The organism is Amycolatopsis sp. NPDC045836 (genome assembly GCF_056431745.1).
Window position 1 is genome coordinate 1 of the sequence record NZ_JBWKKF010000043.1, and the last position, 17,075, is coordinate 17,075.

16 protein-coding genes and 2 pseudogenes are annotated in these 17,075 nt (G+C 69.4%); 6 read left to right on the forward strand and 12 right to left on the reverse strand.

Features of this window, described 5'->3' with window-relative positions; genetic code table 11:
- Window positions 1–358: 358 nt before the first annotated feature.
- The 8 genes and pseudogenes from AC07EG_RS39445 to AC07EG_RS39480 form a co-directional block, all read right to left on the reverse strand.
- Window positions 359–778, reverse strand: coding sequence for a lipocalin-like domain-containing protein (locus AC07EG_RS39445; protein WP_478258402.1), 420 nt, complete (start codon window positions 776–778; stop codon window positions 359–361).
- A 13-nt stretch (window positions 779–791) separates the two neighbouring features.
- A complete protein-coding gene (locus AC07EG_RS39450) occupies window positions 792–1,310 on the reverse strand; it encodes an HPP family protein (protein ID WP_478258403.1) in 519 nt (172 codons plus the stop codon).
- The gene (gene narI / locus AC07EG_RS39455; protein WP_478258404.1) at window positions 1,307–2,032 is read right to left on the reverse strand and encodes a respiratory nitrate reductase subunit gamma; all 726 of its coding nucleotides are present in this window, start codon (window positions 2,030–2,032) and stop codon (window positions 1,307–1,309) included. Before narI ends, AC07EG_RS39450 begins: the two co-directional genes overlap by 4 nt.
- Window positions 2,029–2,610 carry a nitrate reductase molybdenum cofactor assembly chaperone gene (narJ, locus tag AC07EG_RS39460; protein WP_478258405.1) on the reverse strand — a complete coding sequence of 194 codons (582 nt, stop codon included), beginning with the start codon at window positions 2,608–2,610 and terminating at the stop codon, window positions 2,029–2,031. The genes narI and narJ overlap by 4 nt, the downstream gene beginning before the upstream one ends.
- Window positions 2,607–4,175 carry a nitrate reductase subunit beta gene (gene narH, locus AC07EG_RS39465; protein ID WP_478258406.1) on the reverse strand — a complete coding sequence of 523 codons (1,569 nt, stop codon included), beginning with the start codon at window positions 4,173–4,175 and terminating at the stop codon, window positions 2,607–2,609. Before narH ends, narJ begins: the two co-directional genes overlap by 4 nt.
- The gene (locus AC07EG_RS39470; protein ID WP_478258407.1) at window positions 4,175–7,864 is read right to left on the reverse strand and encodes a nitrate reductase subunit alpha; all 3,690 of its coding nucleotides are present in this window, start codon (window positions 7,862–7,864) and stop codon (window positions 4,175–4,177) included. Before AC07EG_RS39470 ends, narH begins: the two co-directional genes overlap by 1 nt.
- A gap of 965 nt (window positions 7,865–8,829) precedes the next feature.
- Window positions 8,830–9,066 (reverse strand): annotated as a pseudogene (locus tag AC07EG_RS39475) (leucine zipper domain-containing protein); the annotation flags it as partial.
- 173 nt (window positions 9,067–9,239) lie between these two features.
- Window positions 9,240–9,848, reverse strand: a complete 609-nt coding sequence (locus AC07EG_RS39480; RefSeq protein ID WP_478258408.1) for an NAD(P)-dependent oxidoreductase — start codon at window positions 9,846–9,848, stop codon at window positions 9,240–9,242.
- 95 nt (window positions 9,849–9,943) lie between these two features.
- Here AC07EG_RS39480 and AC07EG_RS39485 point away from each other — a divergent pair, with 95 nt between their 5' ends.
- A complete protein-coding gene (locus tag AC07EG_RS39485) occupies window positions 9,944–10,228 on the forward strand; it encodes a putative quinol monooxygenase (protein ID WP_478258409.1) in 285 nt (94 codons plus the stop codon).
- Window positions 10,229–10,252: 24 nt separating this feature from the next.
- A complete protein-coding gene (locus tag AC07EG_RS39490; protein WP_478258410.1) occupies window positions 10,253–10,948 on the forward strand; it encodes a TetR/AcrR family transcriptional regulator in 696 nt (231 codons plus the stop codon).
- 121 nt (window positions 10,949–11,069) lie between these two features.
- On the opposite strand, the gene AC07EG_RS39495 is transcribed toward AC07EG_RS39490, so the two are convergent.
- Window positions 11,070–11,639: a TetR/AcrR family transcriptional regulator gene (locus AC07EG_RS39495; protein ID WP_478258411.1), complete on the reverse strand. Its 570-nt coding sequence runs from the start codon at window positions 11,637–11,639 to the stop codon at window positions 11,070–11,072.
- A gap of 107 nt (window positions 11,640–11,746) precedes the next feature.
- On the opposite strand from AC07EG_RS39495, the gene AC07EG_RS39500 reads away from it, so the two are divergent.
- Window positions 11,747–12,664, forward strand: coding sequence for an alpha/beta hydrolase (locus AC07EG_RS39500; RefSeq protein ID WP_478258412.1), 918 nt, complete (start codon window positions 11,747–11,749; stop codon window positions 12,662–12,664).
- A 476-nt stretch (window positions 12,665–13,140) separates the two neighbouring features.
- Window positions 13,141–13,269 (forward strand): hypothetical protein, encoded by a 129-nt coding sequence (locus AC07EG_RS39505; RefSeq protein WP_478258413.1) that lies wholly within the window; start codon window positions 13,141–13,143, stop codon window positions 13,267–13,269.
- Between the two features lie 55 nt (window positions 13,270–13,324).
- Here AC07EG_RS39505 and AC07EG_RS39510 read toward each other — a convergent pair whose 3' ends face one another.
- The 3 genes and pseudogenes from AC07EG_RS39510 to AC07EG_RS39520 all read right to left on the reverse strand — a co-directional run bounded on the left by AC07EG_RS39510 (window position 13,325) and on the right by AC07EG_RS39520 (window position 14,905).
- On the reverse strand, window positions 13,325–13,846 hold the full coding sequence (locus tag AC07EG_RS39510; RefSeq protein ID WP_478258414.1) for a transposase: 522 nt from the start codon (window positions 13,844–13,846) through the stop codon (window positions 13,325–13,327).
- A 46-nt stretch (window positions 13,847–13,892) separates the two neighbouring features.
- Window positions 13,893–14,111, reverse strand: a pseudogene (locus AC07EG_RS39515) (hypothetical protein); the annotation flags it as partial.
- A gap of 260 nt (window positions 14,112–14,371) precedes the next feature.
- Entirely contained in the window at window positions 14,372–14,905 is a 534-nt protein-coding gene (locus AC07EG_RS39520; RefSeq protein ID WP_478258415.1) for a transposase, read from the reverse strand.
- 286 nt (window positions 14,906–15,191) lie between these two features.
- Here AC07EG_RS39520 and AC07EG_RS39525 point away from each other — a divergent pair, with 286 nt between their 5' ends.
- Together AC07EG_RS39525 and AC07EG_RS39530 are read left to right on the forward strand one after the other, a co-directional pair.
- Entirely contained in the window at window positions 15,192–15,581 is a 390-nt protein-coding gene (locus AC07EG_RS39525) for a hypothetical protein (RefSeq protein WP_478258416.1), read from the forward strand.
- A gap of 733 nt (window positions 15,582–16,314) precedes the next feature.
- Window positions 16,315–17,013 (forward strand): type 1 glutamine amidotransferase domain-containing protein, encoded by a 699-nt coding sequence (locus AC07EG_RS39530; RefSeq protein WP_478258417.1) that lies wholly within the window; start codon window positions 16,315–16,317, stop codon window positions 17,011–17,013.
- The last annotated feature ends 62 nt before the right edge of the window (window positions 17,014–17,075 follow it).

A 17,075-nucleotide genomic window follows, 5' to 3' on the forward strand; every position in this document is an offset into this window, starting at 1 on the left:
CAGCTCGCGGCCGTCAGCTCAGCTCGGGCACCGCTTCGGCCCGCTGAGCTTCCGGCTGCGTCATCAGGTCACAGCCGCGGTCCCGGAGTAGTCCTCTGCCGGACCGCCCGGCACTCTGGGTTCCGGCGTACTGCTCCTGGCGACGGCACCGGCGGAGGGCGCCCTTCACCGAGCTGGCCAGCGAGGCTTCGGCTGCGGCCACACCCACGGTTCGCCAGCTCAGATCATGGGGTCTGACTCACGGTGCAGCCGCCTATGACCGCGCCACCGACGCGGCGTCGTCCGACTCGGACGACGCCGAATACCAACGGCGGCAGCTTGAGGCCTTCCGCGCGTTGCGTCCCCGCACTGGCTGTGGTCACGCCCAGCGTTCGGTCCGGCGCCATTCGAGTTCGTGGACCAGCGCGCCCTGGCCGGCGTCCGGTGGCGGGGTGCGGAGAACGAGCCGGTCGCCGGCGAGGGTGTAGTGGCGGATCTGCTCTTGGCCGGACCAGTTGGGAACAGGGCGGAGGTCACCTGGTGCACGAGGTAGCCGTCCTCGATCTCGTAGGCGCCGGTGTGGGCGACGTAGGTGGAGTAGGCGGCCGCCCGGTCTACCGAGCGGGTTGTTCCCGGGCACCGCGGGTCGCTCGTCCGCCCATGGGTGGCCGGACATCCAGCCGCCGGACGTGCAGAGCACGCTGCCGCCGGCGTGCTCGCCGAAGGGGTGCAGCACCGTCCCGCCGGGACCGGTGACCTGCCAGCGCATCCGCTCCCACCGGCCCACGATGTCGTTCACGGGTGGCACCGCATCAACTCGCGGCCGTCACGCCGGCCTGGTGCCACCAGGGGTAGGGCACGCCGAACAGCTTGTTGACCAGTACGGCAAGCCCGGCGAGCAACACCACGCCGGCCAGGATGGCGACCAGGTGCGACGGGGTGTGCAGCAGGCCGAGCGCGATGATCAGGGTGGTCGCCCCGGCTGGTGGGTGCGGGGTGCCGAGCGCGGCCATCGCCGCGCAGGTCAGGCTCAGTGCCAGTGCCGCGGCCCCGACCCGGGCCCAGCTGGGGTGGGTCAGGTCCGGGGCGGCGGTGAGCAGGCCCGTGGTGGCGAGCCCGGCCAGTCCGGCGAGCACCCCGGCCAGGTGCCCGAGCACGGTGTTGCGCGGGCTGGCCGCCGGTGCCGCTGGGGTGGTGAACACCAGGTACGCGGTGGGGCCCAGTGAGGGGAACAGCAGCGGTGCCCCGCTGAGCACGGCGCACAGGCCGATGAGCACGATGCAGCCGAACGCGCTCAGTGCCGCGTATGCGGCGCGCCGCCCCCGGTTCATTCCCAGCCGCGGCGCGGGTTGCGAGTGCCGACCCGGCCGGGCTCGCGGCGCCGGTAGACCACGTAGGGCCGCAAGAGGTACCGCACCGGCGCGCTGAAGGCGTGCACCAGCCGCGAGAACGGCCACAGCGCGAACAGCACCATGCCCAGTGCGGTGTGCAACCGGTAGTCCAGCGGTGCCGAGGCCATCAGCTCCGGCTGGGGGTCCAGCAGCAGGATGCCGCGGAACCACGGCGCGACCGTCTCGCGGTAGTCGTACCCGCCGCGGATGCCGTTGTCCACCACCGTGGTGGCCAGTCCGGCGAGCACCACCAGCACGAGCACCACGTACACGAACCGGTCGCTGACCGAGGTGGACCGTCGCACCGCGGGCACCCGCAGCCGCCGCCACAGCAGCATGCCGAGCCCGCCGAGCGCGACCACCCCGGCGAGCGTGCCGAGCCCGAGGGAGACCAGGTGGTAGTCGTGCTCGGTGAGCCCGGCGAACTCGGTGACCCCCTTGGGCACCCCCAGCCCGAGCACGTGCCCGCCGAGCACCATGAGCAGGCCGGCGTGGAACACCGGGCTGGCCACCCGCAGCAGCCGTGACTCGTGCAGCTGACTGGAGCGGCTGGTCCAGCCGAACTTGTCGTGCCGGTAGCGCCAGACGGTGCCGCCCGCCAGCAGGACGATCGCCGCATAGGGCGCGGCACCCCAGAGCAGCAGGTCGAATCCGGAACTCATCGGCCACCTCCGGCGCGCGGGAACGGGTCGAGGCCGACCAGCTCGACCGGCGGATCGGCGGGCGGCGTGGCGGGGGCGGGCGGCAGCGTGGCCAGCACCGCGGCCACCGTGCCGCGATAGGGGGTGTCCGGGGTGGACAGGTGCCGGTGCAGCAGGTCCACCGCCGGGCGCAGGCGGGTGAGCACCGGCGCGGCCGCGGCGGGACCGGCTGCCGCGGCGAACTCCAGCACCAGCGGCAGGAAGTCGGGCAGCTCGTTCTCGGCCGGGGCGAACCCGTGCGTGCGGTAGAACCGGCGCAGGCCAGCCAGCGTTTCGCCGCGGCGGCGGGTGTCGCCGTCGAGGAACCAGCTCAGGTGCAGGGTTCGCCGGGGTTTGCCGTCGAAGACCTCGATGTAGTGCGCGGCCAGCGCGCCGGGGTCGCCGTTGTCCAGGTAGTCGACGGTCTCGACGAGTTCGGCGGGGCCGGAAATCTCGGCCAGGCAGGCACGCAGCAGCCCGAGCTTGCCCAGCACGGCTTCGTCGGGGTATTGCAGGCACCAGCCGGCGACCTGCCACAGGGGCACGGGGTTGCGCGTCACCGGTCGTTGCCCAGCGTCGGGAACAACGCGTCCGGGCGGGCGCCGGCGTCCCAGCTGGCGAGGTCCACCGCGGACCCACTGGACGCACCGCCCATACCGGGTCCGCCGTCGGTGTCGAGGCTGCACCGGGTGGCGACGGCCTCCAGGTCGTGGGCCTGACCGATGCCCGCGGTCGGGATGACGTAGCGCTCGTCGTACTTGGCCAGCGCGAGCAGCCGGTGCATGGCGAAAAGCTGTTCGCCGGTCAGGCCGACCGAAGCGGGGATGTCCTCGTCGGTCTCCTGCCCGAGGTTGACCGCGCGCAGGTACGACCGCATGGCGGCCAGGCGGCGCAACGACCGCCGGACCGGTGCCACATCGCCCGCGGTGAACAACTCGGCCAGGTACTCCACCGGGATCCGCAGCGCGTCGATGGCACCGAAGAGGTTGCCGCGGTGCTCGCCGTCGTGCCCGGTACCGCTGAGCGCGTCGACCACGGGCGACAGCGGCGGGATGTACCAGACCATCGGCATGGTGCGGTATTCCGGGTGCAGCGGCAGCGCCAGCCGGTAGTCGTGGATCAGCTGGTACACCGGGGACCGCTGGGCCGCGGTGAGCCAGTCGTGGGGGATACCGGCGGCTTCGGCGGCCCGCCGCACCGCCGGGTCGTGCGGATCGAGCAGCAGGTCGAGCTGCGCCGGGTAGAGGTCGTGCTCGTCGGGCACCGAGGCGGCTTCGGCGACGCGGTCGGCGTCGTAGAGCAGCACGCCGATGTAGCGCAGCCGCCCGACGCAGGTTTCCGAGCACACCGTGGGCTGACCGGCCTCCACCCTGGGGTAGCAGAAAGTGCACTTCTCGGCCTTGCCGGTCTTGTGGTTGAAGTAGACCTTCTTGTACGGGCAGCCGGTCACGCACATGCGCCAGCCGCGGCACCGGTCCTGGTCGACCAGCACGATCCCGTCCTCCACGCGCTTGTACATCGCGCCGGACGGGCAACTGGCCACACAGGACGGGTTGAGGCAGTGCTCGCAGATGCGCGGCAGGTAGAACATGAAGCTCTGCTCGAACTCGAACTTGATCTCGATGCCGAGTTCGTCGCGCAGCTTCTCGGCGATCGGGTCCTTCACGCCGTGCTCGGTGGACCCGCCGAGGTCGTCATCCCAGTTCGGCCCCCACGAAGGCTGTGCGGGGGCACCGGTGATGGCCGAGCGCGGCGCGGCGGTGGGCACGTCGTCGCCGAGCGGGGCTTCGATGAGGGTGGCGTAGTCGTAGGTCCACGGCTCGTAGTAGTCGGCGATCTCCGGCAGGTTCGGGTTGGCGAACAGCGAGCCGAGCCGCGTCAGCCGCCCGCCCGCGCGCAGCCGCAGCTTGCCCTTGGCGGTGCGCTCCCAGCCGCCCTTCCAGCGTTCCTGGTCCTCGTAGCGCCGCGGATATCCTTGCCCGGGACGGGTTTCGACGTTGTTGAACCAGGCGTACTCGGTGCCCGCCCGGTTGGTCCACGCCTGCTTGCAGGTCACCGAGCAGGTGTGGCAGCCGATGCACTTGTCCAGGTTCATCACCATGGCCAGTTGCGCCAGTACCCGCATCAGTAACGCACCTCCTGGGAACGGCGGCGGATCGTGGTGATCTCGTCGCGCTGGTTGCCGGTGGGGCCGAGGTAGTTGAAGCCGAAGGACAGCTGGGCGTAGCCGCCGATGAGATGGGTGGGTTTGAGCAGCAGCCGGGTCAGCGAGTTGTGCGTGCCACCGCGCTTGCCGGCCGCTTCGCTGCGCGGCACGTTCACCGCGCGGTCCTGGGCGTGGTAGAGGAACACGGTGCCCTCGGGCATGCGGTGGGACACGATCGCGCGGGCCACCACCACCCCGTTGCGGTTGACCGCCTCGATCCAGTCGTTGTCCTTGGCGCCGATGGCTGCCGCGTCGGCCGGGCTCAGCCAGATCGCCTGCCCGCCGCGGGAGAGCGTGAGCATGTGCAGGTTGTCCTGGTAGGTCGAGTGGATGGACCACTTGCTGTGCGGGGTCAGGTACCGGACGGTGACCTGGCCGCCGGCCGGCTCCCCGGTGAGCCGGTGCAGGTCCAGCGGTGGCCGGTAGACCGGCAGCGCCTCACCGAGTTCGTGCAGCCAGTCGTGGTCGAGGAAGAAGTGCTGGCGGCCGGTGAGCGTGTGCCACGGCTTGCCGTGCTCGACGTTGATCACGAACGCCGAGTACCGGCGGCCGCCGCTTTCGCTGCCGGACCACTCCGGGCTGGTGAGCACCGGAACCGGCCGGGCCCTGGTGTCGGCGAAGGAGACCCGCTTGCCTTCGTGCTCGGCCGCCAGGTGCGCCAGTTCGGTGCCGACCCGCTTTTCCAGGTCGCGGAAGCCCTGCGTGGCCAGCCGCCCGTTGGTGGTGCCGGACAACGCGAGCACCGCGTCCGCGGCGCGGATGTCGGTGTCGATCAGCGCCTGGCCCTGACCGGCTCCGGTGGTGGCGACGCCGTTCTTCGCGCGCAGCCAGTCCAGTTCTTCGCCGACGTCGTAGGTCACCCCCTTGCTGGTGGCGCCGAGCTTGTCCAGCAGCGGCCCGAGCGTGGCCAGTTTCGCCGCCACGGCGGGGTAATCGCGTTCCACGACGGTCAGCTGGGGCAGGGTGACGCCGGGGATCGGCTCGACGCCATCGTCACGCCAGTCACGCACGACTCCGCCCGGCTGCGCGGTTTCCGACGGCGTGTCGTGCGTCATCGGCGTGGCCACCAGATCCTTGCGGACGCCGAGGTGCGTCTCGGCGAGTTCGCTGAACCGCCGCGCGATCGCGTGGAAGGCCTCGAAATCGGTGCGGGTCTGCCACGGCGGGTCGACCGCGGCGTTGAACGAGTGCACGAACGGGTGCATGTCGGTCGAGGACAGGTCGTGCTTTTCGTACCACGTAGCGGCGGGCAGCACGAGATCGGCGAACAGCGTGGTGCTGGTCATCCGGTAGTCCAGCGCCAGCAGCAGATCCAGCTTGCCCTCGGGGGCGGTGTCGTGCCACCGCACCGACCTCGGCCGCGACCCCGGCGGCGCTTCGGCCCCGCGCACGTTCGCGTCGGTGCCCAGCAGGTGCCGCAGGAAGTACTCGTGACCCTTGGCCGACGAACCGAGCAGGTTCGACCGCCACACGGTGAGCACACGCGGCCAGTTCCGCGGTTCGTCCGGGTCCTCGGCGGCGAAGCCCAGCGTGCCCTCGCGCAGCCGGGTGGTGACGTGCCGGACCGGGTCGGCCCCGGCCGCCTCGGCCTCGTCGACCAGGCCGAGCGGGTTGCGGTCGAAGGTGGGGAACGAGGGCATCCAGCCGAGCCGGGCCGACAACGCCAGCGTGTCGGCCGCACTGGTCCCGCCCAGGTCACCGGTGGCCAGCGGGGAACGCAGCTCGTCGTTGCGCAGTGCGTCGTAGCGCCACTGCCCGGTGTGCAGGTACCAGTAGGCGGTGCCGATCATCTGGCGCGGCGGGCGCACCCAGTCCAGCGCGCCGGCCAGCGTGGCGTGCCCGGTCAGCGGCCGCACCTTCTCCTGGCCGACGTAGTGCGCCCAGCCGCCGCTGTTGCGGCCCTGGCAGCCGGTCATCGTCAGCAACGCGAGGAAGGACCGGTAGATGGTGTCGGAGTGGAACCAGTGATTGGTGCCCGCGCCCATCAGGATCATGCAGCGCCCGCGTGAGGCTTCGGCGGTCTCGGCGAACTCCCTGGCGATCCGCACCACGCGATCGGCCGGGACCGAGGTGAGTTCCTGTTGCCAGGCGGGCGTACCCGGTTCGGCGGGATCGCCGTACCCCGACGGCCAGTGGCCCGGCAGCCCGGCCCGCCGCACGCCGTACTGCGCCAGCAGCAGGTCGAACACCGTGGTGACCAGCCGCCCGCCCACCTCGGTGGCAGGCACCCCGCGCCGCAGCACACCGGTCACGTCGAACCGCGGCAGCAGCACCTCGACCGCGCGGGGGCCGGGGCCTCCGTGCAGGCTCAGCCTCGGCACCACGTCTCCGAGGTCGAGGTTCCAGCGGCCCCGGTCGTGCTCGTTCCAGCGGAAGCCGATCGAGCCGTTGGGCACCACGGGTTCGCCGGTGCGCTCGTCGAGCAGCACGGTCTTCCACTCCGGCTCGGCGCTGCCGGTGTCGCCGAGATCGGCGGCGGTGAGGAACTTCGACGGCACGTACGCGTCGTCACGCTCGGTCAGCGTCACCAGGAACGGCAGATCGGTGAACCGGCGGACGTAGTCGGTGAAGTAGGGCACCTGCCGTTCGGTGAAGAACTCGGTGAGGATGACGTGGCCCATGGCGATCGCCAGCGCGGCGTCGGTGCCGGGGTGCGGGGCCAGCCACTCGTCGGCGAACTTGGTGTTGTCGGCGTAGTCGGGGGAGACCACCACCACCTTCTGCCCGCGGTAGCGCGCCTCGGCCATCCAGTGGGCGTCCGGGGTTCGCGTCACCGGCACGTTCGAACCCCACATCACCAGGTACGCCGCGTCCCACCAGTCCGCGGACTCGGGCACGTCGGTCTGGTCGCCGAACACCTGCGGCGAAGCCACCGGCAGGTCGGCGTACCAGTCGTAGAACGACAGCATCGGCGCGCCGAGCAGGGCCATGAACCGGGAGCCGACCGCGTGCGACACCATCGACATCGCCGGGATCGGGGAGAAGCCGGCGACCCGGTCCGGACCGTAGCGGGAGATCGCGTGCACGTGCGCCGCGGCAGCCATTTCGGTGGCTTCGGCCCAGCTCACCCGGACCAGCCCGCCCTTTCCGCGGGCACGCTGGTAGACCGACCTCTTCAGCGGGTCGTCCACCACCGCGGCCCAGGCCACCACCGGGTCGCCGTGCACCTCCAGCGCCTCGCGGTACATTTCCACCAGCACGCCCCGCGCATACGGGAAACGCACCCTCGTCGGCGAGTAGGAATACCACGAAAAAGAGGCGCCACGCGGGCAGCCGCGCGGTTCGTATTCCGGTTTGTCCGGGCCGACGGTGGGATAGTCCGGATCCTGGCTCTCCCAGGTGATGATGCCGTCGGAAACGTAAACGTTCCAGCGGCAGGAACCGGTGCAATTCACCCCGTGGGTGGACGGGACCACTTTGTCGTGGCTCCACCGATCGCGGTAGAAAGCGTCACCCTCCCGGCCGCCGGTGTGGTATACCGAGTGCAAATCCGCCGAACTTTCCGCGCGGGTCAGATATCGGCCGAGCCGTAGCAGGGCGGACGTCGCCGAACCCTCACCCGAGTGGCGGGATCCGTTCCTGTTGCTGGCTTTTCGTGGCGAGCGCACGCTCGCGACCTCCCGACGAAAGTGGTGAACTGGGCAGAAGTGCGCAAAGGGGATGCGCGCCGTCCGTCCGGGAACACCGCGATGCTAGCCAGCGGGAAACCGCGCTGTCCCTGTCCGGTGCCGGTATTCGAAGATACATCACCCGAAAAGACGACAAAGCAAATGTGTCCGTAAAGGACCGGTAACCGTGTCACGAAATCCGATTATTCCAGTGTTTCTCTCGCCCTGATGGTCGATGACCTCGGGGGGAGCAGCCGTGGTCGTCGGCGCCCAGCGTTGCACCGCGGTGTGGCAGGCACGAGGCGCGCTGAGTCGGCTTTTCGAGAGGGACGGCCTTCGCGCGTGCGCTCGTCGCGGTGCGGTGGAACCGGAATCGGGCCTCGTTTCAGCCAGGTCGGCAGCGGAGAGCCAGGCCACCCGTTCGCGCTTCCCCGGGTGGAAACCGGCTTCGGCCAGCCCTTCGGCGAAGGCATCTCCGGCGCGAGCCGTGCATGCGACGTGCCACGGACCACGCCGTCTCGGTATCGATCGGCCGGTCCACCAGGCCCACCACGGTCACGACGTTTCCCGCGACCGGCATCGAAGTCTGGTTCGCCCCTCTCGCCCAGCAGCGCGCACCTGGCGAGGCTGCCTGGGCACGCAGATGTGGTGCCATGGTTCCCCCTGGACGACCGTGAACGCTGGCTGGCGGTCAACATCCCGGCGCGCCCCGCGAGCCGATATGTTCGCAACAAATATGGGCAGAGGAGAGAAAAGGGGGAATTGCCAGATAAAACGGTCATATATGCCCGAATTGCCTGTAGGCAACGACTGTGGTCACGCACGACGTAGAGCATTCATGCGTACAGTCATCAACGGCCGCTCCGGTGTCGTCGCCTACGGCTGAAATCCACAGTGACGAGCGGACCAGTTCGGCGACCGCGGTTGCGACGGCGTGGTGACCCGGCCACGGCCACTCGTGTGCTGATCCGGCGTGGGGCCCCGCTGGTGGCGCCGATGTGGTCGAGGAACCGGCGCCGGTTCAGGCCGAACTGCAGCGGGATTCGGCCGACGGTGCGCACGGAGATGCTGATCCCATCGGCGGTGAGCTCGGCGGCGATGCGGCACGCTGGGCTGGTCAAGCAGGCCGTTCTCGCCGAAGCGGCGGTGTCGGTTGACCCACTTGCTGGCGCATCGGGGGAGGTGCCCAGCTCCGCGGCGACCGGAACGCGACCACCCCGTCCGAGGGCAGCTCGGCCTCCGCGTTCACCCGGGTGGAACTCGGAGAGGTCGAGCACGCGTTGCGCGCCCTGCCGTGCGTCCGGGACGCCGCGGCGGCCGTGCGCCAGTCCGGCCGGGCCCTGTTCGGCGGGTGATCGGGGCATCCGCCTGAGCGTCAGGTTCGGACGGCGTTGATGGCCACGGCCCGGCGCAGGTAGGTGCCGTCGCGGAGTTCGGCGAGCATGAACTCCGCGATGTCGGCGCGGGAAACCCTGTCGGTGAAGGAAAGCCGGAGTTCGGTGCCGGTGCGGTAGTCGCCGGTGCGGGGACCGTTGGTCAGGATCGGTGCGCGCACCACGGTCCAGTCGGAGTCGCTGCTCCGCAGGAGGGCTTCCATCCGCTCCTTGTCGCGGAGCACGGCTCGCTGGAGCAGCCACGACACCCGGACGTACGCGGTGGGATGGCGGCTGTCCGCGACGCCGTAGTTGCTCAGGACGACGAGGCGGCGAGGGCCGTGGGACAACACCGTGCGGATGCCCTCGGTGCAGAGGTCGGGACCTCGCCGTGGCCGTCCCAAGGTGCTGACTACCGCGTCGGCGCCTTCGAGCGTCCTGGCCACTGCCGCGGGGTCGAGCACGTCGCCGCCGACGACGTGAAGCCGTGGGCGCGGACTGATCCGGGCCGGGTCGCGGGTGAGCGCGTTGACCTCGTGGCCGTGCTGGAGGGCGTGTTCGACCACAACGCGGCCGGCTCGTCCGGTCGCGCCGAAAATGGCCAAGCGCATGGGGTCTCCTCGATCAGCTATCCGGTACACGTGTACCGGATAGCTGCTACAGTGCCCCGGTAGCAGCCAACTCGTCAACCCGCGGAGGCCAGCCCATGCTCATCGTCGCCGGAACCGGCTATGTCGACCCAGAACACCGCGAGGCACTCCTGGCAGACCTCGCCCCGGCCCTGCGCCGGACCCGAGCCAAGCCGGGCTGCCTGGACTACGTGGTGGCGGCCGACCCGATCGAGCCGGACCGGGTCAACGTCTACGAACGGTGGGAATCCGAGGCGCACCTCGACGCCCACCTGGCCGGGATCGCCTCACCGGTGCCGCACGTACGCAGCGTGGCGGTCATGCGCTACGAGATCAGCGGGACGCGGCCACTCCACGGCTGATCGGAGCGGTTTACCATCGCTGCGATGCCACCCTCGGAACCCACCCCGGTCAAGCCGCAGCGCGCCGACGGCCGGCGCAACCAGGCGCGAGTGCTGGAAGAGGCGTTCGCCGCCTTCGCCGAGCACGGTGCCGCGGTGCCGATCCGCGAGATCGCCCGCCGGGCCGGTGTCAGCGCCGGCACCGTCACCCGGCACTTCCCCACCAAGGAGGCGTTGTTCCGGGCGGTCGCGCTGCACCGGATCGAACACCTCGTCCGCAGCGCCGAGGACATCACCGCGCACGAGGGACCGGCGACGGCGTTCTTCACCTTCTTCGCGCTGCTGGTCCGGCAGGGCGCCGCCGACCACGCCGTCGGCGACGCCCTCACCGGCGCCGGCTTCGACCTCCGAGCGGTGGCGTCGACGGCCATCCACGACTTCAACGCCGCCATGACCGGCCTGCTCGCCGCGGCCCAACAGGCCGGCGCCGTCCGCGAGGACGTCGACACCGCCGACGTGAAGGCCCTCATCACCGGCTGCATCGCCCGCAACGACGACGGTGCCGCACAACAACGCCTGATAGAAATCACCTGCGACGGCCTCCGGCCTCGCGGGCCCCGACCGGCGCTCGCCGCCACGGAACCGGCTTCCAGCCACGGTCGAGCGCGCCTGCCACGCCCCGGGCAGGAACTGTGCACAGAGAAGTCACCTTCAGCAAGGCCGGAAGAAATACCGGAATGATGCTGCGAGGGCGCATGAATGCGCTGTGCCGGCAAGGCTTCCTCGCCGCGCGCGGGACCGCGGCAGGATAACGCCCCCCGGTACGACGAGTTCGTCCCCTACTTGCAGAGGTTCCCGGTCATCAGCGCCACCGCCACATCTGGTCACCGCGGATCACGGGCACGGTTTGTTCGATCACCAGCCGCGTCCGGGCGGCACGTTCATCGGCTGAAGCGCCGGCCAGCACGATCTGGTGGATCTGGCTGTCCAGCCCGGCGACGATGAGCCGTACCCGCAGCCGGGTCTCTTCGTGCCATGGCGGTGGCGGATCGAGATAGCCGACCAGGCCGTCCACCACCAGCTCGAGCAAACGCTGGAAGCGGCGTTCGAGGTCACGGGTCCGTGGCGCGTGCTCGCGCATCACCTGGTGCGCTCTGGCAAGCGGGGTGTTCTCCCGCACCGCCAGCGTCACCAGCTCGGCCACGACCGCCTCCAGCGCCGGCCGGGTTGCCCGGATCCGGTCCAGCGCGTCGGCGAACGCCGCCTCGGCGTGGTCGAGGTGGCGCAAGGCCAACTCGTGCAACAGCGCCCGCTTGTCCGGGAAGTACTGGTAGAGCGATCCGACCGACACCCCGGCACGTTCGGCGATCCGGTTGGTCGTCGCCGCCATCCCCTCGGCATCGAAAACGCGAGCAGCCGCCTGCAGGATCACCTCGTAGGTGAACCGCGAGCGCTGCTGGGACGGGATCTTGCGCGGCCCGCTCATCGCCCTCCAAACGCGAGTTGCCCACCCGTATCGCCGATGCCGACGATATTGCGGTGACCAGCACAGATTATGCGCGCTTCCTGCCGCCGCACTACCGTGACCACACACTGACGGCGCCGCGGTCGACCTGGTGGGACTGGCGCGGGCGCCGGGTGCACATCGCCCGCGCCACTGATCCCGACGCGCCGGTGCGGGTGGTCGCCATCCACGGCGCGGGCGGCTATTCCGGCGCGCTGTGGCCCTTCGCCGGCATCGCCGCCGGTGAGGTGGGCGATATCCTGCTGCCCGACCTGCCGCTCTACGGTGACACCGTCGAACCACATCCCGGCCGCGTCCGCTACGAGACCTGGATCGACCTGCTGTGCGACCTCGTCACCGCCGAACGCCGTGCCGACGACCGCCCGCTGGTGCTCGTCGGCGCCAGCATGGGAGGAATGCTCGCCTACGAGGTCGCCGCCCGCACCCGGCAGGTCGCCGCCGTCGTGGCGACCTGCCTGCTCGACCCCTCCCGCCCGGACGCCCGCCGTGCCGCCGCCCGCTTCAGCGCCACCGGCCGGTTCGCCCCCGCTGTTCTCGGTGCGCTCGACCGCGCCGCCGGCGAGCGGCTCGTGCCCATCCGATGGCTCGTCGACATGAACAAGATGAGCAACAACCCCGCACTGTCCCGCCTCTGCGCCACCGACCCCAAGGGGGGTGGCGCCCGCGTTCCGCTCGGCTTCCTGGCCAGCTTCCTCGCCTTCCGCCCCACCGCACCGGAGACGTTCGACGCGGCACCGGTGACCCTCGTCCACCCCGCCGAGGACCGGTGGACACCACCCGGGCTCAGCATTCGCTTCCTCAACCGGATCAAGGCGGCCACCACCGAGGTACTCCTCGACGGGTGCGGTCACTACCCCATCGAGGAACCCGGTCTCACTCAACTCGCCGACGCCATGACGGCACTACGCCAGCGCCTGGCCGAGACCGGATAGGTCCACGGGTAGTAGGTCAGCAACAAGGGAACGCATACGCCGCGGGGTTGACGAGCAGCATGATCGCGAACGCGCTGCCCCGCAACCGATCGACGACGAAGCGCAACAGCATGATGGGCTCGGCCCTCCGGCGCTCGACCAAGACGAAGACGACGAGCAGAAAGAATCCGATGTGCAGGAGAAGCCGCCCTCGGCGAGTTGACCGACGGTGCCCTCCCGAGCAGCGCCTAGCACTCCCGCCTCCGCCGGGCACACAAGTTGAGCCGGCTTGACTTGAATATGGGCGCACGGCGGCGCGCAAGTTCGCCATAGGAGATGAAGGCGCGCGCCTGGAATCCGCACCTGTCCCTGAGTGATCGTTCGGAGGTGGAGCCATGACCCGGCCAGCCGTGCGATCGTCCGGTCCGGTGGGCCGGTGAAACCCGTTCCGGGAGTTCGAGGACCTCTATCGCCAGCTGGGCCGCCGAATGGACTCGGTGGCCGGGTGTCTGGACGACAGTGCCCGGACGTGGTCGCCGTCGGCCGACGTGACCGAGACCGAGGACGCCTACCTCGTCGAGGCCGAACTGCCCGGGGTAATCGGCGCCGTGAAGTCGACACCGTAAGAGGATCCTTGGGTGGCGGCGAATGTCGAACCATCTGGACTGATGCCGACGCCAATCAAAACAAGAAGCGAATCGGTTGGCGTGCTGGCAGCCACCGGCCAGGCGCCGCCGAAGTGCCGGACTCCGGCTTCGGATCGCACTCCGGAAATCGTCCAGGGAATTCGCGGCCAATCCGCACATTGAGATGCCCGGGATTCGAGGTGTGCGGCGACCTCGCGACCGACGCTGGAGCGCGTCTCCTGGGTGGCGTGCTCATGCCTAGCTTGAGTTTTAACCGGTTCGGCGGGGTCAGGACCCGATCAGTGCGCATCCGCACCAGGACGGTGATCGGAAGGTCGGCCAGCACGCGGGCCGGCCGGGGGCCGTCGTAGCCGGCGTCGGCGACCAGCAGGATGTGCGGGTCTCCCGGCCGCCAGTGCCCGGCGGTGACCAGGCGATCCACCACACTGCGGATCTGCCGGGCGGTCACGCTCGCGGCGTTGTCCCCGGGCGCGAGCCGGACCGCATCCAGCGGCGCGGTCCACGAACCGCGCCCTGATTCCAGCGCGACGACGACGGAGTAGGGCCAGCCCGGCACCCATCATGTGCTGGTCCTTGCCCCGCCCATAGGTGTGACACAGGACCCGCTGCGGGCAGGTGTGCGCTTCCGGACGCAACCAGCAGGTCAGATCCACTGCCAGCACCAGCCGCCCGTCCGCGGCCCGCGGGATCGGCACCGCGCTCAGCGCGGTCTGCAACCGCGGTATGTCCATCGCGCCGCGCGAGCGCGGCATACCCACTGCCATACCCACGGCGATGCTCGCCCGCCAGTGACAACTCCGCGACCGACCGCACCGGCCCATCAGTACACAACACCGCGTCGACCAGCTCGAACAACGCGTCCGCCCGCCGGTCCAGAGACTCACAGACCTGCTGCCGGAACCTCGACAGCTCCCATTGGCACGTCTGTTACTGCCATCAGGCAAACTGATCACCGCAGCCCTTGATCGATCTTCCGGCTGCCGCAAGAAGGAATGATCGACCAAGGGCTGCGTTCATGATCAACAGGGGTGGGCAAACACCACCCGAAAGTTGAAACTCAAGCTAGGAGCTGTCCGGTAAGTCATCGGAGCCAGGGCACGATGGCGGCGATGGTGAGTTCGGCCTGGTAGTAGGCGGCTCTTTTGGCGTAGTGGGTGGCCAGGGCACGGGACTGCTTGAGCCGGTTGAAACACCGTTCGTCCCACTCGGGGCTGACGAACGTGTTCTGCCGGTTCCGCAGCGCCTGCCGGGTCGAGGGAGGCGAATACGCCTTGTCCGCGATCACCGTCTCCGGGCGGCATCGCGGACGTCCCGGCCCGAGCCGGGCGATACCGATCCCGTCCAGCAACGCAACCAGCTGCGGGTTATCGCCGGCTTGGCCTGGGGTGAGCAGGAACCGCATCGGCAGGCCGCGCCCGTCGACGGCGAGGTGGATCTTGGTGCTCAGCCCGCCGCGGGAGCGCCCAAGTCCTTCCCCGTCGGAGGCGAGGACTTCGACGCCGTCGCCGCATCCCCTTTCCGGGCGCCCGCGGCATGCTGGTGCGCCCGGACCACGCTCGAGTCGACCGAGATGAAATAGTTGAAGACTTGGCGCGTTATCGAGAGAAGAAGGCATGCCGGTTGCTGGGTCTGCAGAAGGTCAACACACGGCCGGCGGCTGGATATGGGCGGAGCTTCCCATTGCGGGCGCAATTCTCGCAAGATGGACATCGACCTTCTTGTCAATGCGCAGGCAAAGACTCACGCAGAAGCGCAAGTCTTTCAGCGGGCCAAGAAACGCTGGGCCGGTCTTGGCTTAGAGTTGCTTGACGTTTACACTGCCGTCAGGCAGGTATGGGTCGACGCCACGCGACGGCCATCAGCGCCCACCCGTGGACAGAAGGGTAACAAGGTACGGTTTCATGCAGATGTCACTGGACACCTGGACCGGAGTGAAGGTCTCATTTGAGGAGACTGAAGCTCCGAGTCGAAAGCAAGTTTCTGAGGCTGTCGATCGCCTGGACGGGGAGGTCCATACTGAGGTTTCGTTGAAGCGGGACCAGCCTTTCGAACATCTGTCCATCTCCGGTGGCCCAGATTTGTTTCTTGTCTATGGCGAAACCCGAAGTGGTGCACTAATCCAGCTTCACAATCCAGACGCCGCAACGGGCAACGTTGAATTGTCATGCGGTGGACAGCTGGGAAATTTCAGCCTGAAAGACGTGGTGCCGCGCGCGCACATCGACCGTGCCATTGATCAATTTTTCCAAGGACTCACAGACGACCTTCCGTTCCCGTGGAGTGTTGAGTAGGCACTTCTGCCGGGTAACAGACCTGCCGAGAGCTTTGCTCGGCAAAGCGCACACCCAACGCAGAACCCGAAGTGACCACTCCGGGAGTGCGGCGGATGGCCGCACCCGGCGATCAGACCGCCATGGCCACCCGGGTACCTGCGAGGACGACTCACCGCTGAGCACGAGCGGCGCGTTCGCCCCGCTGCCCACGGGGGCAGTTCGTCCGGGCCTTGCAGGCGGCCGGGGGAGGACCTGCTGCTGCAGGCGCACCGCCGTGCGCGGCAGATCCCGCCGGGGGAGTGAACGTCCACCAGCAGCTGCTGCCGGGCGCCGCGCGACGACGGTGAGCTCACCGCTATGGGCACCTGCGGGCGCCGCCGCTGCGTCCGCGCTGTCTCCCGTGATCTCCGCAGGAACCCCCGCCTGACCACCACGGTCACCGCCGATATTGCGCCGCGGGTGCTGCGCTCCTGCCAGCTCGATGCCGTGGACGGGCGTGGTGCCTGACGCTGGTCACCAACGCCGTCGTGGCCTGGACAACCGAGTACTACCGGCGCTACGGGTGCGGCACACTCTGTGCCGACCGCGGTTGAGGCCGGACCGGTCAGACTGTGCCGGGCCGAGGACGCCCCCGCGTCCTGGCGAAAATCCTGGACGCAGCTCATGGATGCGATTGTGGCGAGTAAGCCCAAGCCGATGGGGGTAGACGGGGGTGAGGAAGGTTGATGTCCGCCAGAACCGGGAGACTGCGGTGGCTGCCAGGAACAAGATCCTGATCATCGTCACGAACGCTCGCGAGTACGAGAAGGTAGGGATGCGCACCGGGCTGTGGCTCGGCGAGCTGACCCACTTCTACGACTACGCCCACGACCACGGGTTCGAACTGGACATTGCCAGCCCGGCCGGCGGGTATGTGCCGATCGACCCGGAAAGCCTGGCCCACGACGTGCTCAGCGAACTGGGCACCGACCAGCGCTACCACGACCGCGAGTTCATGGACCTGCTGGAGAACACCAAGAAGGCCGGCGACGTCACCGTCGAGGACTACGACGCGATCTACTTCACCGGCGGGCATGGGGTGATGTTCGACTTCCGCGACCAGGACCTGGCCGCGTTGACCGCCCGGTTCTACGACAGCGGCCGGATTGTCTCGGCGGTCTGCCACGGTCCGGCCGGTCTGCTCGACGTCACGATCGAGGGCGGTGACCCGCTGGTCAAGGGCAAGAATGTGACCGGGTTCTCCTGGGCGGAGGAGGAAGCCGCCCAGCGCGCCGATGCCGTCCCGTTCAGCCTGCAAGATGAGCTGACCAGCCGCGGCGGGCACTACAGCATCGCCGACAAGCCCTTCGACGCCCACGTCGTCACCGATGGCCGGCTGATCACCGGCCAGAACCCGGCCAGTGCCCGCGCCGTCGCCGAGGCCGTCGTGCACGCGTTGCAGACCCAGTGATGACACGGTGACCGACACGGGAAACGCCGCGCCAGCCGCAACCGCACTGCGGGTGCTCGTGG

Excerpts from the sequence above, each read along its gene's own strand:
- AC07EG_RS39450 (WP_478258403.1), bottom strand. The coding sequence starts at position 1,310 with ATGAACCGGGGGCGGCGCGCCGCATACGCGGCACTGAGCGCGTTCGGC.
- narH (WP_478258406.1), bottom strand. The coding sequence starts at position 4,175 with ATGCGGGTACTGGCGCAACTGGCCATGGTGATGAACCTGGACAAGTGC.
- narI (WP_478258404.1), bottom strand. The coding sequence starts at position 2,032 with ATGAGTTCCGGATTCGACCTGCTGCTCTGGGGTGCCGCGCCCTATGCG.
- AC07EG_RS39485 (WP_478258409.1), top strand. The coding sequence starts at position 9,944 with ATGCTCATCGTCGCCGGAACCGGCTATGTCGACCCAGAACACCGCGAG.
- AC07EG_RS39525 (WP_478258416.1), top strand. The coding sequence starts at position 15,192 with ATGCAGATGTCACTGGACACCTGGACCGGAGTGAAGGTCTCATTTGAG.
- AC07EG_RS39520 (WP_478258415.1), bottom strand. The coding sequence starts at position 14,905 with ATGCCTTCTTCTCTCGATAACGCGCCAAGTCTTCAACTATTTCATCTC.
- AC07EG_RS39480 (WP_478258408.1), bottom strand. The coding sequence starts at position 9,848 with ATGCGCTTGGCCATTTTCGGCGCGACCGGACGAGCCGGCCGCGTTGTG.
- AC07EG_RS39490 (WP_478258410.1), top strand. The coding sequence starts at position 10,253 with ATGCCACCCTCGGAACCCACCCCGGTCAAGCCGCAGCGCGCCGACGGC.